Here is a 22,187-nt window from a genome sequence, read left to right on the forward strand (position 1 = left end):
CATACCCCGGCCCAGCACCGGTGTCGACGGACCCCCATCGGACCGCACATGTGGTCAAAACCCCTCGCCAGGCCGTGACATCATCACCCCGTGCCCAGGAGCAGCAACGACAAGACCCCCCGCCGCTACATCCTCCAAGGCGACTGGCCCCAGGCCGACCTCATTCCCGAAGCCCCGCTCAGCGCCCACTGCAGCCTGCTCCTGGCCCGCGACCTCGACCAGGTCCTCCGCGCCCGCGGGCACTCCCTGCGTGACATCGCGAACCTTGCCGGCGTCGCCCACTCCACTGTCGCCCGCGTCCTGACCGGCGAAGTCCTGCCCGACATCGGCACCCTCATCCGCCTCGAAGACGCCCTCAACCACCAGCTGTGGCCCGGCCTCCATGCCGTCCGCGCCGCAGCCCAGCACGACAAACCCCACGAACCCGGCCCTACGCGTCCAGCGTGATCACCCCATCGGGAATCCAGCCCTGGACGTAACCCTCGACCAGCAGCCCCAGCTCCGCGGGGAACAGATCCACGCCTGCCTCGGCCAAACCCGCCACAGGCCACCACCGCGCCGAGACATCGACCAACCGCGCATCCACCAGCCCGGCCGCCTTCAGGATGACCACATCCGCCTCACACAGGCCGCCACCCCGCCCAGACGCCCGCAGACGCCCCGTTACCGTGCCTCGCGTCACCGCGCCCACAGCGGCGCGCTCGGCCCACCGCCGCACCACACCCGTGACGGAACCCGCGTCAGGAACAGGCAACCGCACAGGACACCACGCCCCCGCATCGGCAGGACAGCACAACAGAACCGCCTTGCTGTCACACGACAACAAGGCGATCAAAACGATCCGCTGTGAACACGAAGCAACCGGGCCCATACACCCAGGCTCAAGGTCACACCACACTCAGGCACGCTCACACCAACCAGTGCACTGAACCCCTGAGGCAACTACAACTCATTCAAGTCGATTGCCAGCAAAGCGGCCTGACCAGCAGTTACAGGCCCAGCGTTCCCAAAACCGTAGCCTTCCGTTGCGCCCGCCCTGAGGCGCTCGCCCTCGACCTGCGACGACGGAGTTTTCTACAAGCCCCGACACGGGCCTCGTCCGGGTCCGTCGTCATCGGGATCGGCTGGATTGACGGCTCGGCGGACACCTCGGCCAGCAGCCGCACCAGGTCGATCGCCACGAACGAGGCTGGCGCCTCCCGGGCAAGAGCGTACGCGCGGACCTGCCCGCTCGCCGCCCGCTGCTGCACCGCCCCGAAATCCAGCCGCCCGGCCCGGTAGACGACGATCTCCCCGTCCAGGACCACACCCGGCCTCGGCCGGGTCCGCCGAACGTTCACGGCTCCTGGCCCCGGCGGGGCAGCACCGGCCGACCGGTCAGCGCTTCTCGCGACCGCGCCGGACCGTGCCGCGATCCGCGCGATGTCACCCGAGCCCGCGGGAGCACCCAGGTCACCGCTACCGCGCATACACCGAGCGCGGCCACGACCAGACCCGTGGCCCCTGCCATCCGGCACCTCCTCTCTTTGAGAGAGGTATCCCGCGGTACTCCTGAATCATGCCCCTGGGCAGGGCAGTTGCTGCGGCGGACCGGTCTGGCTCGACAACTCCACGCGAAAACTGTGCGAACCATGCGTCGCCGAGTTCCGCGTCGACGCCCCCGAGTACGCTGCCAGGAGAAGCTGGATCTTCAGCGTGGAGCACAAGAGCCGACGCTTCTTCTGGATGGCCGCACTCGCCGCTGTCACGTCCCAGCTGTTCTTCAGCGGTACGCCCATCTACACGACAGCGACCATCGCCATTAATACGCTCATCGGGGCGCAGACGTTCGTCAACCGATTCCACCGGATGTACAACCCCTGGTGCCCATACTGCCACCCGGGAAACGGCGGACACGGAGAAACTCGGGTCCCCGACCCCACCGGCGGCCATGGTCGGCCTGTGCCAGCCTGAAGGCGGTAGCGTCACCAAACCATGACACAGCCTCCCGGAGCGCGGGCCCCAGGGGCTACTGCCGGTGGGTCTCGGCCTTCGATAGGTCGCCGGAGAGGGCGATTCTGCGGCACCATGCGTACGCGCGGCAGCAGACCGACAAGGTGGGGTCCAACCTCGGGTCACCTCAGCTTGACGATCTATAGAAGCTTCAGAGTCAAGCTCAGAGGATGTTCCAGGCAGAGATTTTGTCGTTTTGACGGAGCCCATCTACTCGTCGCAGGACTTCGGTCAGGCTGCTGGGGGCGTAGGGCACCTTCTTGGCGTTCGTCGTGATCATCTGCAGTTCGCGCACAGAGGCGAGGGTCTGGTAGCCGGCACAGTTGGTGACGTCCCAACCGTAGGCCTCGGCAAATGCCTGGTAGTGGTCGTTCCCGTGGCCGAATCGCCTGCAATGGACCTCCACGGTCACGAGGTCCCACGCCGGTGGCCCGTAGGCCACTGTGTCCCAGTCGCAGAGCACGGCTCCGCCCTCGGTATGCAGGGCGTTTCGGTGCTGCGGGTCCCCTTGGATCACCCCCATCGGCAGGGTGAACTCGACTGCTTGAAGCTCTTCCTCGAGGCGGTCGGTGTAGTCGGCGAGGAAGACTGTCGCGTCTGCGGGAAGGCAGGCGATCGCCGCGAGCGATCGGCGGATCTCGGCAAAGGGGTCGTGAGTTGGAAGAACGACGGGGGACGGGGGGAGCGTGTGGAGGTGGCGCAGCGGCCCGGCAAGCTGAGCTGCGGAGACCGGGTGTTCGGGCTGAGGGAGGTATTTCCAGAGGGTGATGGCGTGGCCGTCCGCAATGATGGGCTGGTCAATGGGGTGCAACGGAGCGGTGGGGAAGCCGGCTTGCATGAGCCAGCGGACGAAGGAAGCGGTCCGTTCGACGTCGGCGATGGGGGTGCCGCGCCGGGCGACTTTGGCGACGACCCCTTCCTTTTCGAGGTGGACGACTGCGTTGGTGTGTCCTCGCAGTAGCCGGGCTGCTGAGCAGTCGAGACCGACGGCCGCACATGCACTCTTCAAGATCTGCTGGAGTTCGGACTTTTCGAAGCCGCCGGGGGCCGGCGCCGTGGCTATCATGCGCCTAGGCTGACGGATGCCGGGGCCGCTGTCACGTTCAGCTGCGGGGCAGGGCGAGGATCTCGCGAAGGTCCGTGGCCGCGGAGCCGGTTCGTGCGGCAGGAGGCAGGGCCCCGATGACCTCGCGGGCCCGCTCGACGAGAATCGGCGTGTGGTGCTCGGGGTCGACCCGAAGCAGCGTCATCCCCGCCAGCTGGCATGCTTCGGTGGGGCTGCGGTCGTGTGCCAGGCAGAGGGCTGTCTCGAGTCTCAAGAGGGCCGGATCGATGCCGGTCTTCTCCGGATAGAGCCGGAGAGCCGCTTCTTGGGCCTCGCGGGCCTGCCTCGTCCGGCCGAGGGCTGTGAGGGTTCCGCTCTCGTACAGCCTGAATCGTCGTTCGGGAAAGGCGAAGGCGTCGTTTTGGCCTCCGGTTGCGGTGGCCTCGAACAGGGTGACAGCGCGTTGGAGTGCGACCTCGGCGTCTCTGGTATCGCCGAGTCTGGCCAGCGCGCGCGCTTCGGCCGCCGCGGCGAAGGCCGCGGTCGCGGAGGGCCGGTTGCGGCAGATGATCCGGGCTTCCGTGGAGAGGGCAACCGCCGCCTCGATGGGCCCGTAGTAGTAGGGCAGCATCGCGGCTTGCGCACGCACTCGGGCCCGGAGATGGGTATTTCCGCTGTCGTCTGCGGCGTCACGCGCCGTGGCGTACCAGGCCTGCGACCTGGTCAGCTGCCCGAGTTTCATCAGGGCATCGGCGACCAACGTGGCGAGCACGGCGGTCAGCTCGGAAAGGCGGACCTGCACGACGGCCGGCTGCCGATGCTCTGCCAGGCGTCGGACCTCCTCCAGGTGGGCCAGGAGGACCGTGAGCATGGGCGCGGGCGGGGTGTAGACGTATCGCTCTCGCGCCCAGAGCACTTGCTCGCCCAGCAGGTCCAGCTGGTTCGCGCTGACGGTGCCGATCGAGAGGGTCCGGTCCACGCTGCGCCGGGCTTCGTCAACGTGCTGTAGCGAGCCGACGGCCTGGGGCTCGTGCAGGCTGGTCCGTGCGGGAAGGCTCTGACCGGGCGCGGCAGGGGCCGCCGATATGGGCTGGGGTGCCGCAGTCCCCAGGGCCAGGTCGTGGGGAGTGGTTTCGTAGAGATCACACAGCAGTTGGACTGTGGCTCTGCGCGGCTGATGACTGCCGGTCTCCCAGAGACGCAACTGCTCGTCGCTCACCCGCGGGGCCTTCCGCCATCCTGCTTGCACAGCAAGGGCATTGAGGGCTCCGGCAGCCGTCTTGAGTGTCAGGCCGCGGGCCAGGCGGTGAGCACGCAGCAGGGACACCGCGCAGTGGGCATGGATGATCCGGGCGATCTCCTGGACCGGCTCGCCTCGCCGAAGGCCAGTCTCCCGTAGCTGTTTAGCGCAGGACGGCCGGTGAGGCTCGTGGTCCATGGCCCCTCCTTGCATGACTCTCGGGAGGGGAGCGTAGTGATGCGCTGCGCACTCTGCGTGAAAACCATGACTTCTTGACCATCCCATTACCTAAAACCGTGAAGAGATCACGGATCCGTGAAATGCGTGGCGTTGTCGTCCGGATGCCCGTGCTGCATCGTGCTGCTCCCGAACCCCGACGCGCGCCGGCGCCGTGCCCCGGCGCCGGCCATCAAGACCCGGAGGTGGACGATGGCATCTCTGCCCGCCCGTGAGTTCCTGACTGCACTGGCCGGGAACGACGTCAGCCGCGCTGTTCTGCCCGTCGAGAGCAACGGCACCGCCACGTGCGATGTCCGGCACTGGGTACGGAATCAGCTCCGGGTCTGGGATCTCCGCGAGCCTGGCACCTTCATCGACCGGGTTGTCCTCACGGTCAGCGAGTTGTTTACCAACGCTGTTCTGCACGCCCGGACCCGCCCCCTGGACGAGAGTGAACTCGTCGACGTCGCGCTCCTGAAGTCCCCCATCGCGCTTGGGCTGAGGGTGAGCGACAACTGCTGCAGGATGCCGCCGCTCACGGCAGTCAGGCCGCCCGCGTACGCCGCACACGGGCGTGGCCTGGTCCTTGTCGATGCGGAGGCCGACGCCTGGACCGCGGTTCCGAGGAAGGACGGAGGCGAGGACGAAGCCCACGGGAAGGACGTATGGGCGTTCTGGCTCCTGGGAGCCGCCGTACTGCCTCAGGCCGTGTGACCTTGATCAGCCGAACAAGAGCGTGCCGCCCACCCGCACGCTCCGCATGCCCCGGTTCGCCTGGGCACCTGTATCCGATCGGACCATCATGAACGACATCCTGGAAAGCCTCCCGCTCGTGAACGACGGGGTGCCTATTTTGCCGGGTAGCCGCCACTCTTGGCTGTGTCTGGGTGAGACGCCCGAAAACGCGCTTCCGCCGTCCTACGACATCGTGGGGATGGGCCTTGGACTGGGCCTGCCGACGATCGACTACCTCGCCGACACGGAAGCGATGGTCGGACCGCTGAAGTACTGCCTGACTCACTTACGGCTCTTTGTGCCGGTCGAGTCCGGCACAGCCGACTGGTGGTGGCCTTCGCAGGCTGAGTGCAGCAGCGGAACGGCCGCTCAGTGTCCGTCCGGGGGATGCCGAACTCAGTGGGTGGCATCCCCCAAGGCCGCACTTCCCGCCACCACGGCGGCACGGGCTCTGCACGACGCGCTCTGCCGCATGCGGTCGCGCATGCGGTCGCCACAGCGGCAGCTCGGCTGGCAGGCTCGAGAGACCTGTCGCGTCTGAGCGGCGCTGTTGCCTCTCAGCACATGCGCCCCAAGTGCGCTCCGTTCCGCGTCGGCCCCGTTGGCCCGCCATCGAGAGGCCCGCGCCGCCCTCAAGCTGGCCTCCCCGAAGTCGACCCCACCCGTAAACGAATCCTGCGTTCTGAACGCCGCATGACCGCTCACCCGGGCCGCGCCAGCCCGGGCACCAACCGAACAGACGAAAGGGACGAAGTCCCGTGTCCCGCCCCCCGCAGCTCCACCCCCCAGAACCGCGAGTACCCACCACTTCCACTCGGCAAGTGCGTGCGGCGACCCATCCATGACCACCAACACCCCCACCTCCGCGCCGTGCGCACCAGACTGTGACGCCCCCTCCCTGCCTCCGGTCCTGGTCGGCGCGCTGATGCGTCATCACCGGACGCTCGCCGGGCTGAGCATGCAGACGGCCGCAGACATCGTCGAGACATCGGCCAGCCGCATCAGTGACCTGGAGAGGGCCCGGCTCCCACTGCCCGCCTCGACCGCACGCATCCTGCTCACCGCCTACGGCACACCCGTCCGCGAGATACGGGAGGCGCTCACATTCTTGGCCCGGTCCGGCCACCAGCACCGGCTCGACGACTTCACGCTGTCCCAGGTGTGGCTGGACGCGCTGGCAGCCGGATCTCAGTCCGCCCTCGTCTACAGCACCGACCCGCTGACACCGCCCTCCCTCGCCCTCGCAGCCCTACCGGCGCCCGCTGCTTCAGACCGACGAAAGGCGCCACCTGGCGGGCGCCGCCCCATGGTGCTGCTCTTGGCCGAGGGACTGCTAGGACAAGCGACTACGGCCGACTTGTCCCATCTCATCCGCCTCTCCGACAGTGGCGCCATCACTGTGCACCTCGTCCCGGAACAACTCGACCTCTCAATGCCCGCGCTGGCCCAATACGCGCACACGGCATGGGGCTGGGACGGAAGCGCCGCCGACCGGCTGCGCCGCCAGATCGTCGTCGTCGACCACCGTGGCGGGGCACAGGGAAGCGTATGCAACGGCCTCGGGGCGGTGGCCGAGCGCCAGCTGCTGGAGGAGGCCGTCCGCACAGCACTCCCGGCCCAGTGGAGTCTCCACCAGCTGAGGCAAGCCGCCCGCGCCCACCAGCCCGGCCGACGTTCACCACACGGCCGCACCCCGACCGACCAGACGAGGGGGTCCTCGTAAACCTCCCCTTGCCACACGGCCCGCTCCGGAAAGGCGAGGTCCGTGTTCCAGTGGACGGGATCCCCGAACATTGCCAGAAGCAACCATGCCCTGAGCGACTGCTTCTACCAGACCACCACCGCAGTCTGCCGCAAGCATGTCAAGGCCCTCGGTCGCGCGGCGCAGCTGCACAACAGGTGTCTGCATTGCCCCAATGCCCGACGGTCGGCCGCGCACTTGCCCCGCATCACCACCCCACACCCCAACCACCACGTCGACGGGCAGACCGAACTCCCCCTCCCACCCATGCAGCACCAACTCACCTGGAGGACCTGATGGCTCACCTCGACCCGCCCGCTGCCGAGACCGTGCACTACGCCACCGACCCCCGTATCCCGCACCTCGCCGAGGCCGCATGGCGCATGCGGACCGGTGGCACCCGCACCGACTGGCTGATCCTCGGCAAGGACAACCCCGAAGCCGTCAGCGCCGAAGCGCGCGAGTGGGTGCGCGCCGCCGTCGCGGCCGGGCTGCTCCCGGCCCCCAGCGATGACCCTGCGTGGAAGTCGGCCGCATACCTCGCCGCAGTAGCCGAGCGGGAGGGCCCACCCCGTGACACGCCGCGCGCCCGCCCCGTCGGACTCGGGGGCGGGCGCAATCCAACCGTATCCACCACCTGGAGGACCCCGTGACCACCACACCCATCCCCGCTGACGACGCCGCCCGTCTGCGCTCGGCCGCCCAGCGCGCCCTCGAATCCCTCGACGACCTGATCGCCAACACCAGCCCGGAAGTGGCCCGGCAGACCAGCGCCGATCTCGACCAGCTCTACGACGAACTGGACGCAGCACGGAAGCGCCTGGACTCTTCCTGGACCAGTCCACGATGCCGGACATGCGCCGCCGAGCAGCATCGGACGCAGCAACGATCCGAGGCCCGCGTTGCCGAGCTGGAACAGGCCCTACGCGAGGCCGACGCAGAGGCCATCGCCCTCGCCGAGCACAACGACGCCACCTGCGAGGCAGTCGCCGCCCGCGATCGCTCCGACGACGCCATCAACCGCGTACGGTGCCTCGCCGACCTCATCGAAGCCGGCGCCCCCTGGACCGCCAACCACCGCGACACCGCCAACCGGATCCGCAACGCCCTCGACCAGCAGCCCGCCACCTGACCCGACCGGCCGCCCCGCACCATGCGGGGCGGCTGTCTTCAGCGAAGCGAAAGCAAGGAACGGCCGCAGTCAGGAAGAGCAGGAAAGCGGATTACCCGCAGGGCTGGGCTGTACGAGCGCAGTGAAGCCCAGGGCCGCCGACCGGTGCCCCATGGACGCATAGGCAGAATCCCTCGGCAGTGGCCCGGGGGTTGATGCGGTGGCTCAGGTCCGTTGCGGTGTGTTGAGGCGGTCGATCACGTCAGCGATCCCGGGATCGGTCAGGTGAGGTTTGAGTTCGGCGGCCATGTCGGAGAACAGGTCGGCGCAGCGGCCTGAGCTGACGTGCGGCGCGAGGTCCAGGGCGGCGTGTGCGGTGGTCGCGGCGGTGTCCAGGGCGTGCTGGCGGGCCTGGGCGGTCGCGATCCACACCAGGTAGAGGATTCGGTCCCTCAGGGCGGTAGCGGGTAGTGCTGCGATGCCTTCGGTGAGCAGCTTTTCGGCGGTGACGGGGTCTCCGAGGTCGAGGAACGCGCGGCCGGTCTCTGCCATGTGAGTCGGGCGAACCATCCAGTAGGCCCATGGCGGGTTTTCGTCTCCTTGGCGTGCACGTTCGTATTCGTGTTCTGCCTGCAGCAGGTGCCGGGCGGCTGCGGCGGAGTCGCCTTCGGCGGCGGCGGCTCGTACGCGCCAGGTGTCGATCATGGAGGCGACGAGGGGGGTGGTGCGGGTGCCGGCGATGTCGCGGGCTGTGGTGAGGAGGGCGCTGCCTTGGGTGGGGTTGCCGTCGTAGATGGTGGTGAGGGCGAGGTTGGAGAGCAGGTAGGCGCTGTGCGCGGGTTCTGGGGATTCTGCGGTGGCGCGCAGGGCGGTGTGCCAGGCGCGTTGGGCTGCGTGGTGGTGGCCGGAGTCGAAGTGGGCCCAGCCGAGGAAGCGTGCGTGTTCGGCGGCCAGGTGCAGGAGGTCGGTGCGGCGTTGTCCTGTGTGGCGTGAGTGGCGGAGCAGTCGTGTCACCATGCGCAGGTCGCTTTGTGCGGAGGTGATGCAGGAGGCGCCACCCATGGAGTCGTCGAGGTGCCAGAGGGCGGTCATACGTGCGTGGAGGGCGGTGGTGACTTCGACGCCGATGTAGCCGCCGGATTTTCCACATTCGATGGCTTGCTGTACGTGTCGGGTCCATCGGTCGGTCAGGTCCCTGAGGACGTCGTCGGGCAGAAGAGCCCCTTGGTTGGTGTGTGTCGGGGCGGCGGCCAGGTCGTCGAGAGCGGACAAGGTGACCTCCGGTGCGAATGGTGCCCAGGGGCTGGGGCCGGGCAGGGCGAGGTACAGCCAGTTGGGCCATCCTCTTGCTTTCACCTGCTCTGGGTCGACCCCATGAAGATCCGCGATGACCAGCTGCGCGGCGAGCTCGGGGATTGCGCCGGCTTCCCACCGGCAGATCTTCTCCCTGCGCCACACAATGGCGCCGTACCCGATGATCCGGGCGCGCACGGCGAGGGCGTTGGCGTACTGGGCGAGGGTGAGTCCGTAGGCCTGGCGGACGGCGGCGAGTAAGTGCCTCGGATGAGTGGTTCGCATTGGGCTGTACACCCCTTCGGGGACGTGCCTTGCTGACCTGGCCAGTATGGGTAAGTCCCGCCCTCTGAGGTCGAGTTGGGAGGAGAGAGGCAACACGGAGGCAACACCTCTGGGCCTTCCGCGCATGCGATTGGCGGTGTTGTCTGTGTGCAGGCCGAAGGGCACCGCGGGCCCGGGGCTGTGCACCGGATTCTGTAGTCAAGAAAGGGTGCGCCATGGAACTCGCCACTGAACTGGGCGAGACCGCGCAGTACGTGACTCCGGCAGTGAGCATGCTGGGCACTGCCTTGGTCACTCTGGGAGATGCCGGCTTCGACAAGGCCGACGACACCCAGTACTTCGAATGAGCAGGGTCAGGACTACCTGCTCGACACCCATCAGGTCCATCCAGGAGTGAGGACACTCATGCAGACCATCGACACCATCCCGGCAAGCGAGGACGTCGCCTACGGTGCGCCCGTCGTGAGCGAGCTGGGCACCGTCACGGAAGCGACGCTCGGCCACGCCGGCGCCAACAACCCGGACGACACCCAGTACTACTCCAACTGGTAACAGGCACGCCCGCGCCCTGGCCGCCCGCTCAGACGGGGGCCAGGGCGCCCCTGCGCCATCGCGGTACCGCGAAAGAACGGAGACAGGTGTGAGATACGTCGTCGGATCATTCGCCGCCGGCCAGTCGGCGGCCGCGGCGCAGTGTCGTCCGAGGGGAGGCGTCGAGGTGCCGCTCGAAGGCACGTCGTTGTGGGTGGTGGGCCACTCCTCTTCTGGCGTCCGCTGCAGTAGTCCCGCCCTCGGGGGAGTAGGCGAGGTAGCCGTCGTCGGTGAGTGCCTGGCAACGGCGGGTGAGCTGTGGGAGGCCCGTGACGCGGCCGAACGCGGCGACTGGGCCCGTACGGCTCAGCTGCCGGGTTCGTACCTGGGCGTGGTGCGCTCAGGCAGGACGGTGCGGGTGATGGGGGACCGGGCCGGTGTGCACGTCGTGTACTGGGTGCTGCGCGGTGACACTGTGCTGTGGTCCACATCCGCCGTCGTCCTGGCCTCCTGCGTGGGTGCGCGGCCCGACGTGGTGCGGCTTCTCGCCCCAGTGGCGGTTCACGGGATGGATCACCTCGGCACCCATTCCTACTTCGAGCACGTCCGCAGAGTGCCGCCGGGACGGGCTCTCGTCCTGGCTCCAGGGCGTTCCCCGGAGACAGAGGTCGTTCCCCGCCGCTACGCCGGCCTCGATCTTGCCGAGGGAGCCGAGGAACTTGCCGCGCATCTGGAAACCGCGGTGCGCCGGCGCGTCACCGGCCGGGCCGTCACCTCGGATTTGTCCGGCGGTATCGACAGCAGCGCCGTCACCAGCCTCGCCGCACAGCACACCAAGGTCCTGTCCGTCACCTACACCGACCGGTACCTGGCCGGACAGGACGACGACGTCTACGCCCGCCGTGTCGCCGAAGCATACCCGGAGAGCATCAGGCACGTCCGGATCGACGGAAGCGCGCAACGTGTGGAGCACTTCGGCCTGTTGAACGATCCGTCCTGCCTCCCGGTCACCGACGAGCCTTCTTTGAGCATGGGGCTCCTCGCGATCAAGGGGGCGCAGCTCGCCCCGGCCGTGGCGCACGGGTCCCGGCTGCATCTGACCGGCCGGGGCGGGGACAATGTGCTCGACTCGATCCCGCTTTCTCTTGTCGATCTGGCGCTCAGCGGCCGGCGTCGCGAAGCCTGGCGGGGCCTGTACGCGTTCGCCCGGGACCGGCGTGCACCGGTCCATGCTGTGGTTGCCCAGGCAGTCCGTACCGCACGTACACCGGGCCGGATGGCTCTCGCCCGCCTCGCCGCCGCCCTGGAAGGGCAGGGAAGGCGGGATGGTCACGCCTTTCTGCAGCCCGGTGAACTCCTGGCGTGGTGCGGGCCGCTCCCGTCGGCACAGTGGCTGACCGGTACAGGAAGGCGCGCCGTGGCGCAGCTCGTGGACGAGACCGCGGATTCGGCAGGCGAGAGTCTGCTGCTGCCGGGGGCGGAGCACGAACGGATCGGCCTGGAGCGCATGGGCCAGGAGCACTCCACCTACGATCAGATCAGCCGGCAGCGGTGGGGGCTGCCCGTCCACGCCCCGTACCTGGACGGGCCGGTCGTCGATGCTTGTCTCGCGGTGCCCGGCTGGCAGCGCTGGCGCCCGGGGGACTTCAAGCCGCTCGCGCGGGCAGCGCTGTCCTCGTCAGTACCCGACTTTGTTCTGCGGCGCCGGACGAAGACACCGATGACCGGCTCCGTCCACCGCGGGCTGCGGGCGAACGCTCCCGCTCTCCGCTCCCTGATCAGCGCATCACCGCTGACCCAGTCGGGCCTCGTCGACCCGGCCCGGGTCCTGTCCGCGCTCGACGGCGCCGCCCGCGGCGAGATGGCCCCTCTGGGCTCGCTGCACCAGTTCATCGTTACCACCCTGTGGCTGACCGCCACCCCGACCAGACGCGACACCTGGTGGGATGCCGCACCCACCCCCGCCCGGGAGGGTTCGTGAACCGGTCCCACGTGTACTGCGCCGTCACATCGCACGGCGCCGCGCTGCTGGATACGCGCCCGGGCCGCGGCCGGTGGCGGTTCCTCGACCCCATCGGCACCCGCCTGTGGGCCGACATCACCGCAGGCACACCGCAAGACACCGCCGTCGAAACGCTCGTCTCCCACTGGGCGGGGCGCGGCATCGACCCCGCTCAGGTCCGGACCGACCTGACCGCCCTCACCCAGGACCTGCACCGAGCCCGGCTTCTGTGCCCTGCCCACCGCACTCAGCCCCGCACCCCGCCCCAGGTCCGTTTCCCCGCGACCGCCCCGTCCGGGTTGTGTACCCGCCTCGCCGCGGGCACCGGTCTGGCCGCAGCCCTCGTCCTGCTGCGCTGCGCACCCCTGCGGTGCACCATCGCAGTCACACGCGCCGCCGCAAAGCTCCCCGGACGGCCTGCCGTTGCAGCCGAAGCCGATGCCGTACACGCGTCTGTACGGCGTGCCGCCCGGGCCTGGCCGGGCAGGGCAGCGTGCCTGGAAGAGTCGCTGGGGACCTTCCTCGCCGCCGCCCTCACCGGGCGGCGCACCCGCTGGGTGCTGGGCGCGTCCTTCCTCCCGCATGGCGCGCACGCGTGGATCGAAGCCGACGGCAGCGTCATCGGGCAGGCCCCCCAGGACCGCGTCTGGCCGTACGTACCCGTTCTGGAGGTGGAACACTCGAACTGAATTCGCCACCCCTCGCCACCCGCAACCACCCGTATGGGTGACGCGTTGCACCGGGTATGACAGACGCACTCCACCCAGAGATCACATCCCCGGCCACCGTAACCCCCACCCCCCGCACACGGAGACGATTCCGCGTACGGCACACCCGGAAGAAGTCCCAGGAGGCCACGGGCACGCTTCCGCGGTACACGGTGAGCGCCGAACGGCACGACGACGCCCTGTCCCACTCGGCGCTCACCATCGTGCGCCGCCTGCCCGGCCTCGCGGCAGCCGCCCTCCGGCTGGCCTGGGACGCCGACCGTCCCGCTCTGATCTGGCTGGCCGGCCTCCAGCTGGTCAGCGGCGCGCTGACCGCCATCGTCCTGTACGCCACCCGCGGCGCGTTCGGTCAGCTCTTCGCCGTGGGAAGCCTGACCGAACGCCTCCATCAGGCCTTACCATCCCTCGCCCTGCTCACCGCGGCCGCGATCACCCGGTCCCTGACCACCGCGAAATCCCTGACGATCACCACCCGCCTCGGCCCGAAAGTCGACGGCCGCGCCGAGCTCCAGTACCTCGACGCCGCGACACGCGTCCCCCTCGCCGCCTACGACGACCCGAAGTGGTGCGACCACAGCGAGGCCGCCAACCGGGCCTCCAAAGACGCCCACTTGATGATCGACGCGCTCACCGCCATCGCAGCAGCAGCGATCGGGATCCTCGCCGCCACCGGCCTCCTCGCCGCACTCCACCCCGCCCTGGTTCCCCTCCTGCTCCTGGCCGTTGTCCCCCGGGGCGCGGCCGCCATCCAGGCGGCGAAGGCCGCACACCAGGCCGAACGGCACACCCTGGCCGACCGGCGGCTGCGTCACACCCTCATGTACTACACCTCGGGCCGTCCGACCGCTCTTGACGTCCGCGCGGGCACCATGCGCACCTGGCTGCTGGCCGAGTTCGGCGACGTCACACGGCGTCTGGAGGACCACGCCGAACAGGTCGGGCGCAGGACCGCCCACTACCAGATCACCGGAGACGCGCTCGCCGGGGCGGCGATGCTGTTGGTCTACGCAGCGCTTATCGGCCTCGTCACCAGCGGCCATGTGCCCCTCGCCTCGGCCGGGACCGCCCTGATCGCCGTCACCTACAGCCGCACCCTGCTGACCGGCCTGGTCACCGGCATGCACACCACCTACAAGGTCGGGCTCTACCTCGGCGACTGGGCCGGCTTCCTCACCGACGCGCGCTCGCGGACCCCCCGGCCGGACACGACCGTCAGCGTGCCGGAGAACCCATCGGAAATCCGTGCCACCAACCTCACCTTCGCCTACCCCGGCTGCGCCGAACCGGTCCTGAGGGACGTCTCGGTCACCGTTCGCCGCGGCCAGGTCCTCGCCATCGTCGGGGCCAACGGCGCGGGCAAGTCGACCCTGGCGAAACTCCTCGCCGGCCTCTACACCCCCACCAAGGGAACTGTCGCCTGGGACGGCGTCAACCTGGCCACCGCCGACCCCGAGGCCGTTCACTCACGACTGGCCATGCTGCCCCAGGACATTGCCCGCTGGCAGACCTCCGCCCGCAACAACATCACCCTCGGCCAGGGCCCGATGGACGACAGCACCATTCAACAAGCCGCCGCCGCAGCCGGTGCGGATGCCCTCATCCGCGAACTCCCCGATGGCCTGGACACCTACCTCTCGCCCTCCCAATGGGGCGGCCGCGACCTGTCTCCCGGCCAATGGCAACGGCTCGCCGCAGCACGGGCCTTCTACCGCAACGCCCCCATCCTCATCTGCGACGAACCCACCTCCGCCCTCGACCCCCGTGCCGAAGAAGCGATGTACGACCGCATCCGCGCACTCGCCCACAGCCGCACCGTCATCCTCATCACCCACCGCCTCGGCTCCACCCGCAACGCCGACCACATCGTCGTTCTCGACAACGGACGCATCCGCGAACAGGGGACCCACAACGCACTCCTCGCCACCCCCGATTCCGAATACGCGGCAATGTGGACTAAACAAGCGGCAACCTACGCGAATTGATTCGCTTCAGCGCTGCCTGCGCTCCACGAACCCGGAGCAGGGCGAGCCGGAAGACAGTTCCGGCGACACGCTCGGGACTCCCCGGCGGACCGGCGTCCGTGGCGGCGCCCGGTTCGAGAACGGCGTCCTGGTCGAGCGCGACGAACTGGCGGCATGAGCACGCGTCCGAGTGCGGTGCCCCGGGTACGGCGTGCCGAGGAGGGTGAAGGAGGGTGGGATCGGGCGTCTACTCCGATCCCCGAGGCGTACCAGAGGGACCGTCCAGCCACCCCCCTTTGCCCCAGGCCGCCCATGGCAGACACTGCGGGCCGGAACCCGAGCGGGCGCCGCCCACCCTAACCCGCCCCGCTGACAAGGCCGCGGTCCCATCCACAGATCCTGACAGCGCGGCGTCCTCCGGGGTGGTGTCGGTGAGGTCTTCGTCGTCGACCCACAGCACAGGCGAGTCCAGGCCCTCGTCGCCGAGGACCAGAGCGTTCCCGGCATCCTCCCCGAAGACCTGCTCGACGATGTCGTCCAGGTCCCCTTCCAGACGCTGGACCGTCGCCGTGCCGAACAGCATGGCGATCATCATGGGCTGGTGCCGCGGCAGAACATGCGTCCACAGGCTCGGGAACCAGTCGTTGTGCAGGGACAGATACTCCCCCCGCAGGCAGGGGTGCCGGGGCGGGACCGGACGACATGACGCTCTCCGTTCGAGAAGGGGATCCTGTCCCGGCAACGACGACACCGCTTCCGGGTGCTGAACAGGACCTTCACGCTGGGTCGATCGGACTAGTGTCGTCGCATGACCCTCAACGCTGACGAGCGCGAACTGCTGCGCCGGATCTCCGAGGCCGACAGCCCTGTTGAGCCGTCCGACTACTTCCACAGCATCCACCCGCCGGACTTCCCCGCGTCCGCGGACGCGGACGATCCCCGCCGCGAGGCGTGGGTTGAGCTGCAGATGGGTCTTTACCGCGCCTACATCCGGCTGCGCGAGCTGGGCCTGGTGGAGGTGGTGCACCCGGCCAACGGCGGGCGGGGCGACCTCGTGGTGGTCACGGAGGCCAGCCGCGCCGCACTCGGGTAGCCCCTCTCCCGGGCGCCGTCCGGCCCGCCCCGGTGCTGCCGTCCGGCCGTCAACCGACGGCGCCCGGTGACGCCTGGAGGCGGTTGCCATGCGCCGAACCGGTGACAGCGGCGGCAGCGGAGCGCGGGCTGGCGTCATAGTGGCGGGACACATAGGTTCCAGGCGGCGGGAGCAGCGGCAATGGCGTTCGAAGCGGTCACTCTCGACATGGCCACCCTCGACTTTCCCACGGCCGCCGAGATCGCCGCCTTGCACGGCGCCCCTCTGCGCTCCTGGGTGGACACCGGGACCGAGGCGGTCGCCGGGATCGTGGACAAGCCCGCCGAGCGCGTCCGGGCCCGGCTCACCAAGACCGCAGGCGTCAAGGACCTTGGAGCGGCCGACGACGAGGACCTCCGCGAGTGCCTGCGGGTGCTGCGGACCTGGCTCAGCAACCCCGCCTCCTACACCCCGCCCGCCCCGAAGCCGAAGGTCCAGCGCCCGGAGGGCATCGGCCAGCTCCCCGTACCCCGCACCGTCAAGCAGGCCCACTCCGACACGACGTGCGGGCTGTGCGCCGACCCGGTCAAGACCGGCGAGCTCATCGGCCGGATGCGCGCGCCGAAGGACACGCGCCTGTTCGTCCCGATGGGCTGGTTGTGTGCTCACTGCCTGTACGAACGGCGCGAGAAGCCACGCCGCCGCGATGTCGTGTTGCGGATCTTCCACCACCTCTTCGCCAGCAGCGCCGTCGGCCTCAACGCCTACGAGTGCGACGTCCTGCACGCCTGGCTCACCGAGCCCCCGGCCGCAGCAGCCTTCCCCCTGTGGCAGAAGGATCCGCTCGACACCACCCTGGTACGGCTGGCAACCAGCGTCATGGAGAGCAAGGCAACGACGTGGATCGCCGTGCCTACCGCCCACACACACGATCACTGCCGTCCTCCTCGAAGTACCCGGGAGCTCCCCGGCGGAGGCAGAGCTGCGTGCGGTCGCGCAGCACTTGGACGAGTGGCAGACCAACCCGCACGGTGTTGAAATTCGCAGATACGGCACGGGGCCGCACTACCGGGCCCAGGTCCTCAAGGTGACAGGCCGCCCGACCATGCTCTCCGAACGCGGTGGCCCTTTCGACCTGCACCACACTCCGTCTCAGACCGCCGAACAGGCTGACGGCGACGACCGCACCTCAAACAGTGCCCAGGGTGCGAAGGTCGAGTTCCAGCAAAAGGAACCCGAGAAGGCCGAGGTTACAGAGTAGTGATGATCGGCAGGGCCCAGGGCGAGAGGAGGAGCTGCTGGATACCAGGGGCGAGCAGGTTCCTGGCCAGGACTGAGCCCAAGACCGGGCACGGCACAGACGATTCACGAACGCTCGGCTCCAGTCATCGGCTTCGTCGTCACCGAGCAGGACCACGTATTCCTCCTGCCCGCCCAGGGGCACCCTGTGGAAATCGCGGCCGCGATTGAGCACGCGGTGTGGCATCCGGGGAAGCCGACTCTGGTCGTCGGATTGCCGCCGAGTTCCAACGCCCCCCTCGTCGCCGCGGTGGACGCGCTGGTGGAAACGGGACCCCGTGCCATCCCGTGGGAACAGCTGACTGCCCTTGTTGGCCCGCACTCCACCGACTTCTACTGTTCCTACTGCCAGCCGCACGAAGCCGACGGCGCCGCGCACGGCCCCGATACCTCCAGCGACGGCTGAGACGTTGTTGCCACGCCCCACATTCGTGGGTGTTGAGGGGACGGGACTGGACATGGGCCGAGCAACTGGACACGGATCAGCTCGCCGGTGCACGCTGTGCGGCCGGTTGGTTCTATGGAGTTCGGTGATGTAGCGGTTGATCGAGGTGCGGGCCGTGGCAGTGCGCCGCCTTCCCGCACTGATCAGGCTGGGGGTACGCTCGGCCCCTACCGGGCTCTGCCCCTCGTATGAGACCGGCTCCGGCCACAACCACGTCGTGGGTGGGTGATGGTCTACGCGAGGCACTGTCCCGCGCCTACAGCCATGAAGACTCCCGCGCACTGGTCGCGTCCGCCGCGCAGACGATGGCGGGGAGGGCGTCGTGATCGCCGCTCTGCGCGAGTCCCGTGGCACCCCGTGCCCGGGGAGCGAACGAGGCTCGAACAAACTTGCCTGCCACCCCTTACACTTCCCAGTACGCCCTCTTCGGTGTGCCGAGGATAGTGGTAAGACGATGGCGGCCCCCCTCAATGACGCTGAGGGGGGCCGCCGTGCTTCATACGCAGTGGTCAGGTGCGCATCAGTGGTGGCTTCCTTTTTTAGAGCGCTCGGACTTCTGCGATGAAGCCGGCGAAGACATCGGGCGTGAACAGCAGCGCCGGACCGCTCGGGATCTTGGAGTCGCGGATGGCGATACCGGAGTGTGTACGGGTCACATCCGCGACCTCGACGCACGAGCCACCGGTGTCGTTGCTGTAGGAGGACTTGAACCATGCGGACTCTTCGGCCAGGTCAGGGGCCATGATGTTGGTGTTGATGGCTACTTCCACTCTCGTGCTAGTTGTTGTAGGAACCCGGCTGTGCGAGCCGGGGGCAGGGCGCTGTCGCGCATGGCGTCGAAGCGACGGATGTTCCGTTGAACTTCCTGGCGCTCGTCGGTGACGCTGATCGTGTTCGGCATGTCGACCTGCACGACAGGGTCGAGGGTCTCGGAGAAGTCCAGCAGTGCGAAGTTGGATTCCGAGCGGTAGGTCACGACGTCGTGGGGCAGGATCTGGATCGTGACATGTTCCAGCTCGCCCAGTTTCACGATCTCGTCGTACTGGCCGCGCATCACGTCGGGGCCCCCGACCATTCGCCGGACAGCGGTCTCGTCCATGATGACGCGTAGTTCCAGAGGATCTTCCGAGCGAGTGATCAGTTCCTTCCGCTCCAGACGGAGCCGGACGTTCTGCTCCACGTACTCACTCGTCGTCTCGTCGACAGGTTTGGCGATCTGGTACAGGGCCCGCGCGTAGCCCTCGGTCTGAAACAGACCGAAGACGAAGTTGGGCTGGAAGGCCCGCATCACCGTGGCGTCCTGCTCCAGGCCGCGGTACGTCGGCATCTTCGACGGCATGTACGCCTTGTACGGCGTCCACGGCTCCTTGCTCAGCGACTCCCGGTGCAACTGGAGCAGTGTCTCCAGATCCTCCCTGGGGAGGTCCGGATCGAGGTAGTCGATCAGGGACTGGAGATCACCCACCCGCGGCAGGTCGTTCTCTCCTATCTCCACCCGGGCGAGCTTCGTGTGGGAGAACCCGAGGGCCGAAGCCACCGCCAGGAGCGTCTCCCCCTTCTTCTCCCGGAGCGCCCGCAGCTCCTTGCCCAGCTCCCGACGCCGGAACGTCGCCCCGCGCTTCGCTGCCACTGTGTAACCCTCTCCCCAGTCCTGTCGGTGCTCAACGTGACCTCTGCCTGGTGCCGTTGCGGGTCCTGTCCCTGAGTGTGCCACCCCCTGTACCCCTTCAGACAACCCCTTGTGTGTGTTCTGGCAATTGCCAATCTTTGTTCTCTCGCGATTGCCCTTGCACAGTAAATCGCACATGCAGCACGGTAGTTACGCAAGCTGATCGTGAACGCCATCTGCGACAGCAGCCCTTGAGGGCTCGCGGCCCTCATTCACCTGTGCAGTCCGTACCCGAGCCTAGCCTCGGGGCAAGGGCTGCCAGCGCCCTCACCCACAACGGAGCCGAGGCCAGCGATGCGCCAGAGCGGGACCGCCCCCGATACCGGGGCTGACTGGATGGACCAGGAACGTGAGTGGAATCGGCAGTTCCACCCCGAGAAGTTCGTCATCTCGCCCGGCCCCTGGCCGCGGCTCACCGGGCTCCGGAACGAGCTCTTGCAGCGGGTAGTGGCCAGCGTTTGCTCCAGGGGCCGGCTCCCCCACGTCTGCCTCTACGCACTCGCGTTCCATGGCTGTGCACCGCGTGCGTCTCTCGACGCGGCCGCGGCGTACGCGGAAGAACGCTCCTGGCGGGTGCGGGACGGCCGAGCGTTCACCGACCCCTACCCGCCCGACCGCCTGCGGCATCGCCCCGGCTGGAATCGTGTGCTCGAGCAGATCCGTGGCGGGTACGCGGACGGTGTCGTGGTGATCACCACCGACGTCGTCACCACGGACCCGGACGAGTACGAGCAGGAACTCGCCCGGTTTCAAGCCGTGAGCGGGTTCATCGCCGTGACAGCTCCGGACGTGGCGGTGCGACGGTGATCACTCCCACGCCAGCTGAGCCGTACAGGGCCCCCCGCATCCCTCCGAGGCCACACCTCTTCGAGGTCGCGTTCCTGCCCGGCCCCGAACGCGTCGCCCAAATGCGGAGGCTGACTACCGCCTACCTGCGGTACTGGCAGGTGCCTGAGCCACTCCAGTCCGATATGGTCCTGGTCGTTTCCGAGCTGGTCACCAACGCGATCCAGCACGGGAAAGGGCAGGTTGGGCTCCGCATTAAGTCGACCGACACTCGGGCGCTGATCGAGGTCAGTGACGAGAACCCGGATCCCCCAAGGCTTCGGCTCGCAACCGATGATGAGGTGTCGGGCCGCGGCATGCTCATCGTAGATTCCCTGGCGCAGAGCTGGGGTGTCAGCAGAGACGGCATGACCACCTGGTGCAACCTCGCCACAGGGGGTTCGTGATGATTCTGCCGGCTCTTCCCGTTCGCCAGAGGATCTACGCCGAGGTTGAGCAGTGGACCCCGCCCCCGAATTCCGACGCGATCGCCCACGCTGCCGGACGCCTCCGTCTGGTGCAGCCGCTCGACGTGGCCCTGGACGACATCGGCGATGTCCTCACCGGTCAGCCTCCCCTGCCGGCGGAGCTCGGAGACCTTGCGCGTTGGCTGCACGGGGTCCTCGCCAGGCTGGCCAGTGGCCAGCATCGCCATCGCTGCCAGGACCACGGACTCGCACGTCCTCGAGCTTGTCCGCCGATCCGGCGCCCTGTGCGGCGCCGGGGAGCTGCAGGCCGACTACGACCGCGCCCTCGAGCACCTTCGGTAAATGGCCGCTGTCGCGCTCGCCTTTATGGAACGTCTGGCAGAGACCGGAACGATGAAGGAAGTCGCATGACCCCGCCCTTCCCCGCGCCGCCCCCGCCGTGCCGCCGCAGACCTGCGGCCCCCATCGACACTCGCACTTCCGAGAGGACGAGCAGCATGTGCCAGCATCACCCTCCCTGCCCCGGGCCCGACGCGCCGGACTACGAGCGCGCGAAGGTCACCGACCGGGTCTACGTGCAGGGCTGGGCCAGGCTGTGTAACGGTGCCATCCTCTTCGACGACTTCGGTGTCCTGCTGCCTGACGGTCACATCACCGAGTCGCGCCGCGTCGCCCTCGCAGGAGCGGCGGCATGACCAGCGCCACGACGATCAAGCAGCCGCGGCAGTTCCATTGGCGCGGTTTGCGCGTTCCGTACGTCGCCCTGTGGAGCAGCGAGAAGGAGCAACTGGCTCTCCTGGTCAGGACGGTGGGGGGTGAATGGAGAAATGAGCGCATCGGGTACACGGACGAGCTGCCCACCGACCGCAGGCAGGAAACCCTGTGGGTGCGGTACTCCGTCAGCCGCGGTTCCGGTACGCCGGACCTGGCCCTGATGCATCCGCTGCGCCAGCGCCAGGCGCTGGAGCGCATGCTGTGCCAAGTCTGTGGAAAGTCCACGTACGACGAGGCGTTCCGGCGCTGGGGCGAGCGCCACCTGTTCATCCGGCGCGACCCCGACAACCGCCCGATCAGCGACGGCGAACTGACGGCCACGCCCCCGGTGTGCGAGCCGTGCGCGATCGAGTCGGCCCGGTCGTGCCCGCACCTTCGCCGGGGGTACACCGCGGCCCTTGTGAAGTACGCGGAGCCCTGGGGCGTCTCCGGCTACCTCTACGACTCCGCTCTGGAGCGTTCCCCCTCCGTCACCTCAGTCCCGTACACCGACCCCCGCATCCGCTCTGTCCAGGCGCGCCGCGACATTGCGATGTTGCACGGTTGCACCACTATCCGCCTGGACGACCTCGCGACGATCGACGCGGCCTGAGTCCGCCTCCGAACCGAATCTGGTGAGCACCATCCGCATCACCCCCTGGCACATCGTCACCATCATCGCCACCGTCGCGGCGATCGTGACTGCGGCATCCGTAAAGCACACCTGACGAAAGGCGGTCCCCGGCGAAAATGCGATGTCTGCGGTGCGCTGACCCCCGCGAGCGCGAGAGGCTACGGCGCAGCACCCGTACA

27 protein-coding genes are annotated in these 22,187 nt (G+C 68.5%); 19 read left to right on the top strand and 8 right to left on the bottom strand.

The features are described from left to right. Nucleotides 1–90: 90 nt before the first annotated feature. Nucleotides 91–447 (top strand): helix-turn-helix domain-containing protein, encoded by a 357-nt coding sequence (locus tag ACFYXM_RS10590; RefSeq protein ID WP_389288595.1) that lies wholly within the window; start codon nucleotides 91–93, stop codon nucleotides 445–447. Here the strand turns inward: ACFYXM_RS10590 and ACFYXM_RS10595 are convergent. The 4 genes from ACFYXM_RS10595 to ACFYXM_RS10610 all read right to left on the bottom strand — a co-directional run bounded on the left by ACFYXM_RS10595 (nucleotide 431) and on the right by ACFYXM_RS10610 (nucleotide 4,475). Continuing rightward, nucleotides 431–613, bottom strand: coding sequence for a hypothetical protein (locus ACFYXM_RS10595; RefSeq protein WP_389288596.1), 183 nt, complete (start codon nucleotides 611–613; stop codon nucleotides 431–433). The two genes, ACFYXM_RS10590 and ACFYXM_RS10595, sit on opposite strands and share 17 nt — an antisense overlap. Before the next feature lie 376 nt (nucleotides 614–989). Beyond that, nucleotides 990–1,340, bottom strand: a complete 351-nt coding sequence (locus ACFYXM_RS10600) for a hypothetical protein (protein ID WP_389288597.1) — start codon at nucleotides 1,338–1,340, stop codon at nucleotides 990–992. Nucleotides 1,341–2,155: 815 nt separating this feature from the next. Then, nucleotides 2,156–3,058 carry a phosphotransferase family protein gene (locus tag ACFYXM_RS10605; RefSeq protein WP_389288598.1) on the bottom strand — a complete coding sequence of 301 codons (903 nt, stop codon included), beginning with the start codon at nucleotides 3,056–3,058 and terminating at the stop codon, nucleotides 2,156–2,158. 37 nt (nucleotides 3,059–3,095) lie between these two features. Further along, entirely contained in the window at nucleotides 3,096–4,475 is a 1,380-nt protein-coding gene (locus tag ACFYXM_RS10610; protein WP_389288599.1) for a helix-turn-helix domain-containing protein, read from the bottom strand. Nucleotides 4,476–4,706: 231 nt separating this feature from the next. Here ACFYXM_RS10610 and ACFYXM_RS10615 point away from each other — a divergent pair, with 231 nt between their 5' ends. The 5 genes from ACFYXM_RS10615 to ACFYXM_RS10635 all read left to right on the top strand — a co-directional run bounded on the left by ACFYXM_RS10615 (nucleotide 4,707) and on the right by ACFYXM_RS10635 (nucleotide 8,104). Beyond that, a complete protein-coding gene (locus ACFYXM_RS10615; protein WP_389288600.1) occupies nucleotides 4,707–5,210 on the top strand; it encodes an ATP-binding protein in 504 nt (167 codons plus the stop codon). Between the two features lie 88 nt (nucleotides 5,211–5,298). Continuing rightward, nucleotides 5,299–5,772 carry a hypothetical protein gene (locus ACFYXM_RS10620; protein ID WP_389288601.1) on the top strand — a complete coding sequence of 158 codons (474 nt, stop codon included), beginning with the start codon at nucleotides 5,299–5,301 and terminating at the stop codon, nucleotides 5,770–5,772. 300 nt (nucleotides 5,773–6,072) lie between these two features. Continuing rightward, entirely contained in the window at nucleotides 6,073–6,954 is an 882-nt protein-coding gene (locus ACFYXM_RS10625; protein ID WP_389288602.1) for a helix-turn-helix domain-containing protein, read from the top strand. Nucleotides 6,955–7,268: 314 nt separating this feature from the next. Further along, the gene (locus ACFYXM_RS10630; protein WP_389288603.1) at nucleotides 7,269–7,625 is read left to right on the top strand and encodes a hypothetical protein; all 357 of its coding nucleotides are present in this window, start codon (nucleotides 7,269–7,271) and stop codon (nucleotides 7,623–7,625) included. Further along, nucleotides 7,622–8,104 (top strand): hypothetical protein, encoded by a 483-nt coding sequence (locus ACFYXM_RS10635; protein WP_389288604.1) that lies wholly within the window; start codon nucleotides 7,622–7,624, stop codon nucleotides 8,102–8,104. The genes ACFYXM_RS10630 and ACFYXM_RS10635 overlap by 4 nt, the downstream gene beginning before the upstream one ends. 204 nt (nucleotides 8,105–8,308) lie before the next feature. On the opposite strand, the gene ACFYXM_RS10640 is transcribed toward ACFYXM_RS10635, so the two are convergent. Then, the gene (locus ACFYXM_RS10640; RefSeq protein WP_389288605.1) at nucleotides 8,309–9,661 is read right to left on the bottom strand and encodes a transcriptional regulator; all 1,353 of its coding nucleotides are present in this window, start codon (nucleotides 9,659–9,661) and stop codon (nucleotides 8,309–8,311) included. Nucleotides 9,662–9,876: 215 nt separating this feature from the next. Here ACFYXM_RS10640 and ACFYXM_RS10645 point away from each other — a divergent pair, with 215 nt between their 5' ends. From ACFYXM_RS10645 to ACFYXM_RS10665, 5 genes are all read left to right on the top strand, one after another. Beyond that, nucleotides 9,877–10,008 (top strand): hypothetical protein, encoded by a 132-nt coding sequence (locus ACFYXM_RS10645; RefSeq protein WP_389288606.1) that lies wholly within the window; start codon nucleotides 9,877–9,879, stop codon nucleotides 10,006–10,008. Nucleotides 10,009–10,066: 58 nt separating this feature from the next. Beyond that, nucleotides 10,067–10,213 carry a hypothetical protein gene (locus ACFYXM_RS10650; RefSeq protein ID WP_389288607.1) on the top strand — a complete coding sequence of 49 codons (147 nt, stop codon included), beginning with the start codon at nucleotides 10,067–10,069 and terminating at the stop codon, nucleotides 10,211–10,213. A gap of 88 nt (nucleotides 10,214–10,301) precedes the next feature. Continuing rightward, entirely contained in the window at nucleotides 10,302–12,173 is a 1,872-nt protein-coding gene (locus ACFYXM_RS10655) for an albusnodin/ikarugamycin family macrolactam cyclase (protein ID WP_389288608.1), read from the top strand. Further along, nucleotides 12,170–12,883, top strand: coding sequence for a lasso peptide biosynthesis B2 protein (locus tag ACFYXM_RS10660; RefSeq protein ID WP_389288609.1), 714 nt, complete (start codon nucleotides 12,170–12,172; stop codon nucleotides 12,881–12,883). The genes ACFYXM_RS10655 and ACFYXM_RS10660 overlap by 4 nt, the downstream gene beginning before the upstream one ends. Nucleotides 12,884–13,074: 191 nt before the next feature. Beyond that, the gene (locus ACFYXM_RS10665) at nucleotides 13,075–14,904 is read left to right on the top strand and encodes an ABC transporter ATP-binding protein (RefSeq protein ID WP_389288610.1); all 1,830 of its coding nucleotides are present in this window, start codon (nucleotides 13,075–13,077) and stop codon (nucleotides 14,902–14,904) included. 226 nt (nucleotides 14,905–15,130) lie between these two features. Here the strand turns inward: ACFYXM_RS10665 and ACFYXM_RS10670 are convergent, their stop codons facing one another. Next, nucleotides 15,131–15,478 (bottom strand): hypothetical protein, encoded by a 348-nt coding sequence (locus ACFYXM_RS10670; RefSeq protein ID WP_389288611.1) that lies wholly within the window; start codon nucleotides 15,476–15,478, stop codon nucleotides 15,131–15,133. A gap of 213 nt (nucleotides 15,479–15,691) precedes the next feature. On the opposite strand from ACFYXM_RS10670, the gene ACFYXM_RS10675 reads away from it, so the two are divergent. The 4 genes from ACFYXM_RS10675 (at nucleotide 15,692) to ACFYXM_RS10690 (ending at nucleotide 17,660) form a co-directional block, all read left to right on the top strand. Then, complete coding sequence (locus ACFYXM_RS10675) at nucleotides 15,692–15,976, top strand: hypothetical protein (RefSeq protein WP_389288612.1); 285 nt, start codon at nucleotides 15,692–15,694, stop codon at nucleotides 15,974–15,976. Between the two features lie 180 nt (nucleotides 15,977–16,156). After that, nucleotides 16,157–16,993, top strand: coding sequence for a hypothetical protein (locus tag ACFYXM_RS10680; RefSeq protein WP_389288613.1), 837 nt, complete (start codon nucleotides 16,157–16,159; stop codon nucleotides 16,991–16,993). Then, on the top strand, nucleotides 16,959–17,216 hold the full coding sequence (locus tag ACFYXM_RS10685; protein ID WP_389288614.1) for a hypothetical protein: 258 nt from the start codon (nucleotides 16,959–16,961) through the stop codon (nucleotides 17,214–17,216). The genes ACFYXM_RS10680 and ACFYXM_RS10685 overlap by 35 nt, the downstream gene beginning before the upstream one ends. Nucleotides 17,217–17,402: 186 nt before the next feature. After that, complete coding sequence (locus ACFYXM_RS10690; protein ID WP_389288615.1) at nucleotides 17,403–17,660, top strand: hypothetical protein; 258 nt, start codon at nucleotides 17,403–17,405, stop codon at nucleotides 17,658–17,660. A gap of 578 nt (nucleotides 17,661–18,238) precedes the next feature. Here ACFYXM_RS10690 and ACFYXM_RS10695 read toward each other — a convergent pair. Together ACFYXM_RS10695 and ACFYXM_RS10700 are read right to left on the bottom strand one after the other, a co-directional pair. Next, on the bottom strand, nucleotides 18,239–18,469 hold the full coding sequence (locus tag ACFYXM_RS10695) for a DUF397 domain-containing protein (RefSeq protein ID WP_389288616.1): 231 nt from the start codon (nucleotides 18,467–18,469) through the stop codon (nucleotides 18,239–18,241). Further along, nucleotides 18,460–19,329: a helix-turn-helix domain-containing protein gene (locus ACFYXM_RS10700; protein ID WP_389288617.1), complete on the bottom strand. Its 870-nt coding sequence runs from the start codon at nucleotides 19,327–19,329 to the stop codon at nucleotides 18,460–18,462. The genes ACFYXM_RS10695 and ACFYXM_RS10700 overlap by 10 nt, the downstream gene beginning before the upstream one ends. A gap of 333 nt (nucleotides 19,330–19,662) precedes the next feature. On the opposite strand from ACFYXM_RS10700, the gene ACFYXM_RS10705 reads away from it, so the two are divergent. From ACFYXM_RS10705 to ACFYXM_RS10720, 4 genes are all read left to right on the top strand, one after another. Continuing rightward, nucleotides 19,663–20,175 (top strand): hypothetical protein, encoded by a 513-nt coding sequence (locus ACFYXM_RS10705; RefSeq protein ID WP_389288618.1) that lies wholly within the window; start codon nucleotides 19,663–19,665, stop codon nucleotides 20,173–20,175. Beyond that, nucleotides 20,172–20,600 (top strand): ATP-binding protein, encoded by a 429-nt coding sequence (locus ACFYXM_RS10710; RefSeq protein WP_389288619.1) that lies wholly within the window; start codon nucleotides 20,172–20,174, stop codon nucleotides 20,598–20,600. The genes ACFYXM_RS10705 and ACFYXM_RS10710 overlap by 4 nt, the downstream gene beginning before the upstream one ends. 518 nt (nucleotides 20,601–21,118) lie before the next feature. Continuing rightward, nucleotides 21,119–21,316: a DUF5999 family protein gene (locus ACFYXM_RS10715; RefSeq protein ID WP_389288620.1), complete on the top strand. Its 198-nt coding sequence runs from the start codon at nucleotides 21,119–21,121 to the stop codon at nucleotides 21,314–21,316. Next, entirely contained in the window at nucleotides 21,313–21,987 is a 675-nt protein-coding gene (locus ACFYXM_RS10720) for a hypothetical protein (protein ID WP_389288621.1), read from the top strand. Before ACFYXM_RS10715 ends, ACFYXM_RS10720 begins: the two co-directional genes overlap by 4 nt. Nucleotides 21,988–22,187: the final 200 nt, after the last annotated feature.

This window comes from Streptomyces sp. NPDC002476 (assembly GCF_042889785.1).
Classification (GTDB): Bacteria; Actinomycetota; Actinomycetes; order Streptomycetales; family Streptomycetaceae; genus Streptomyces.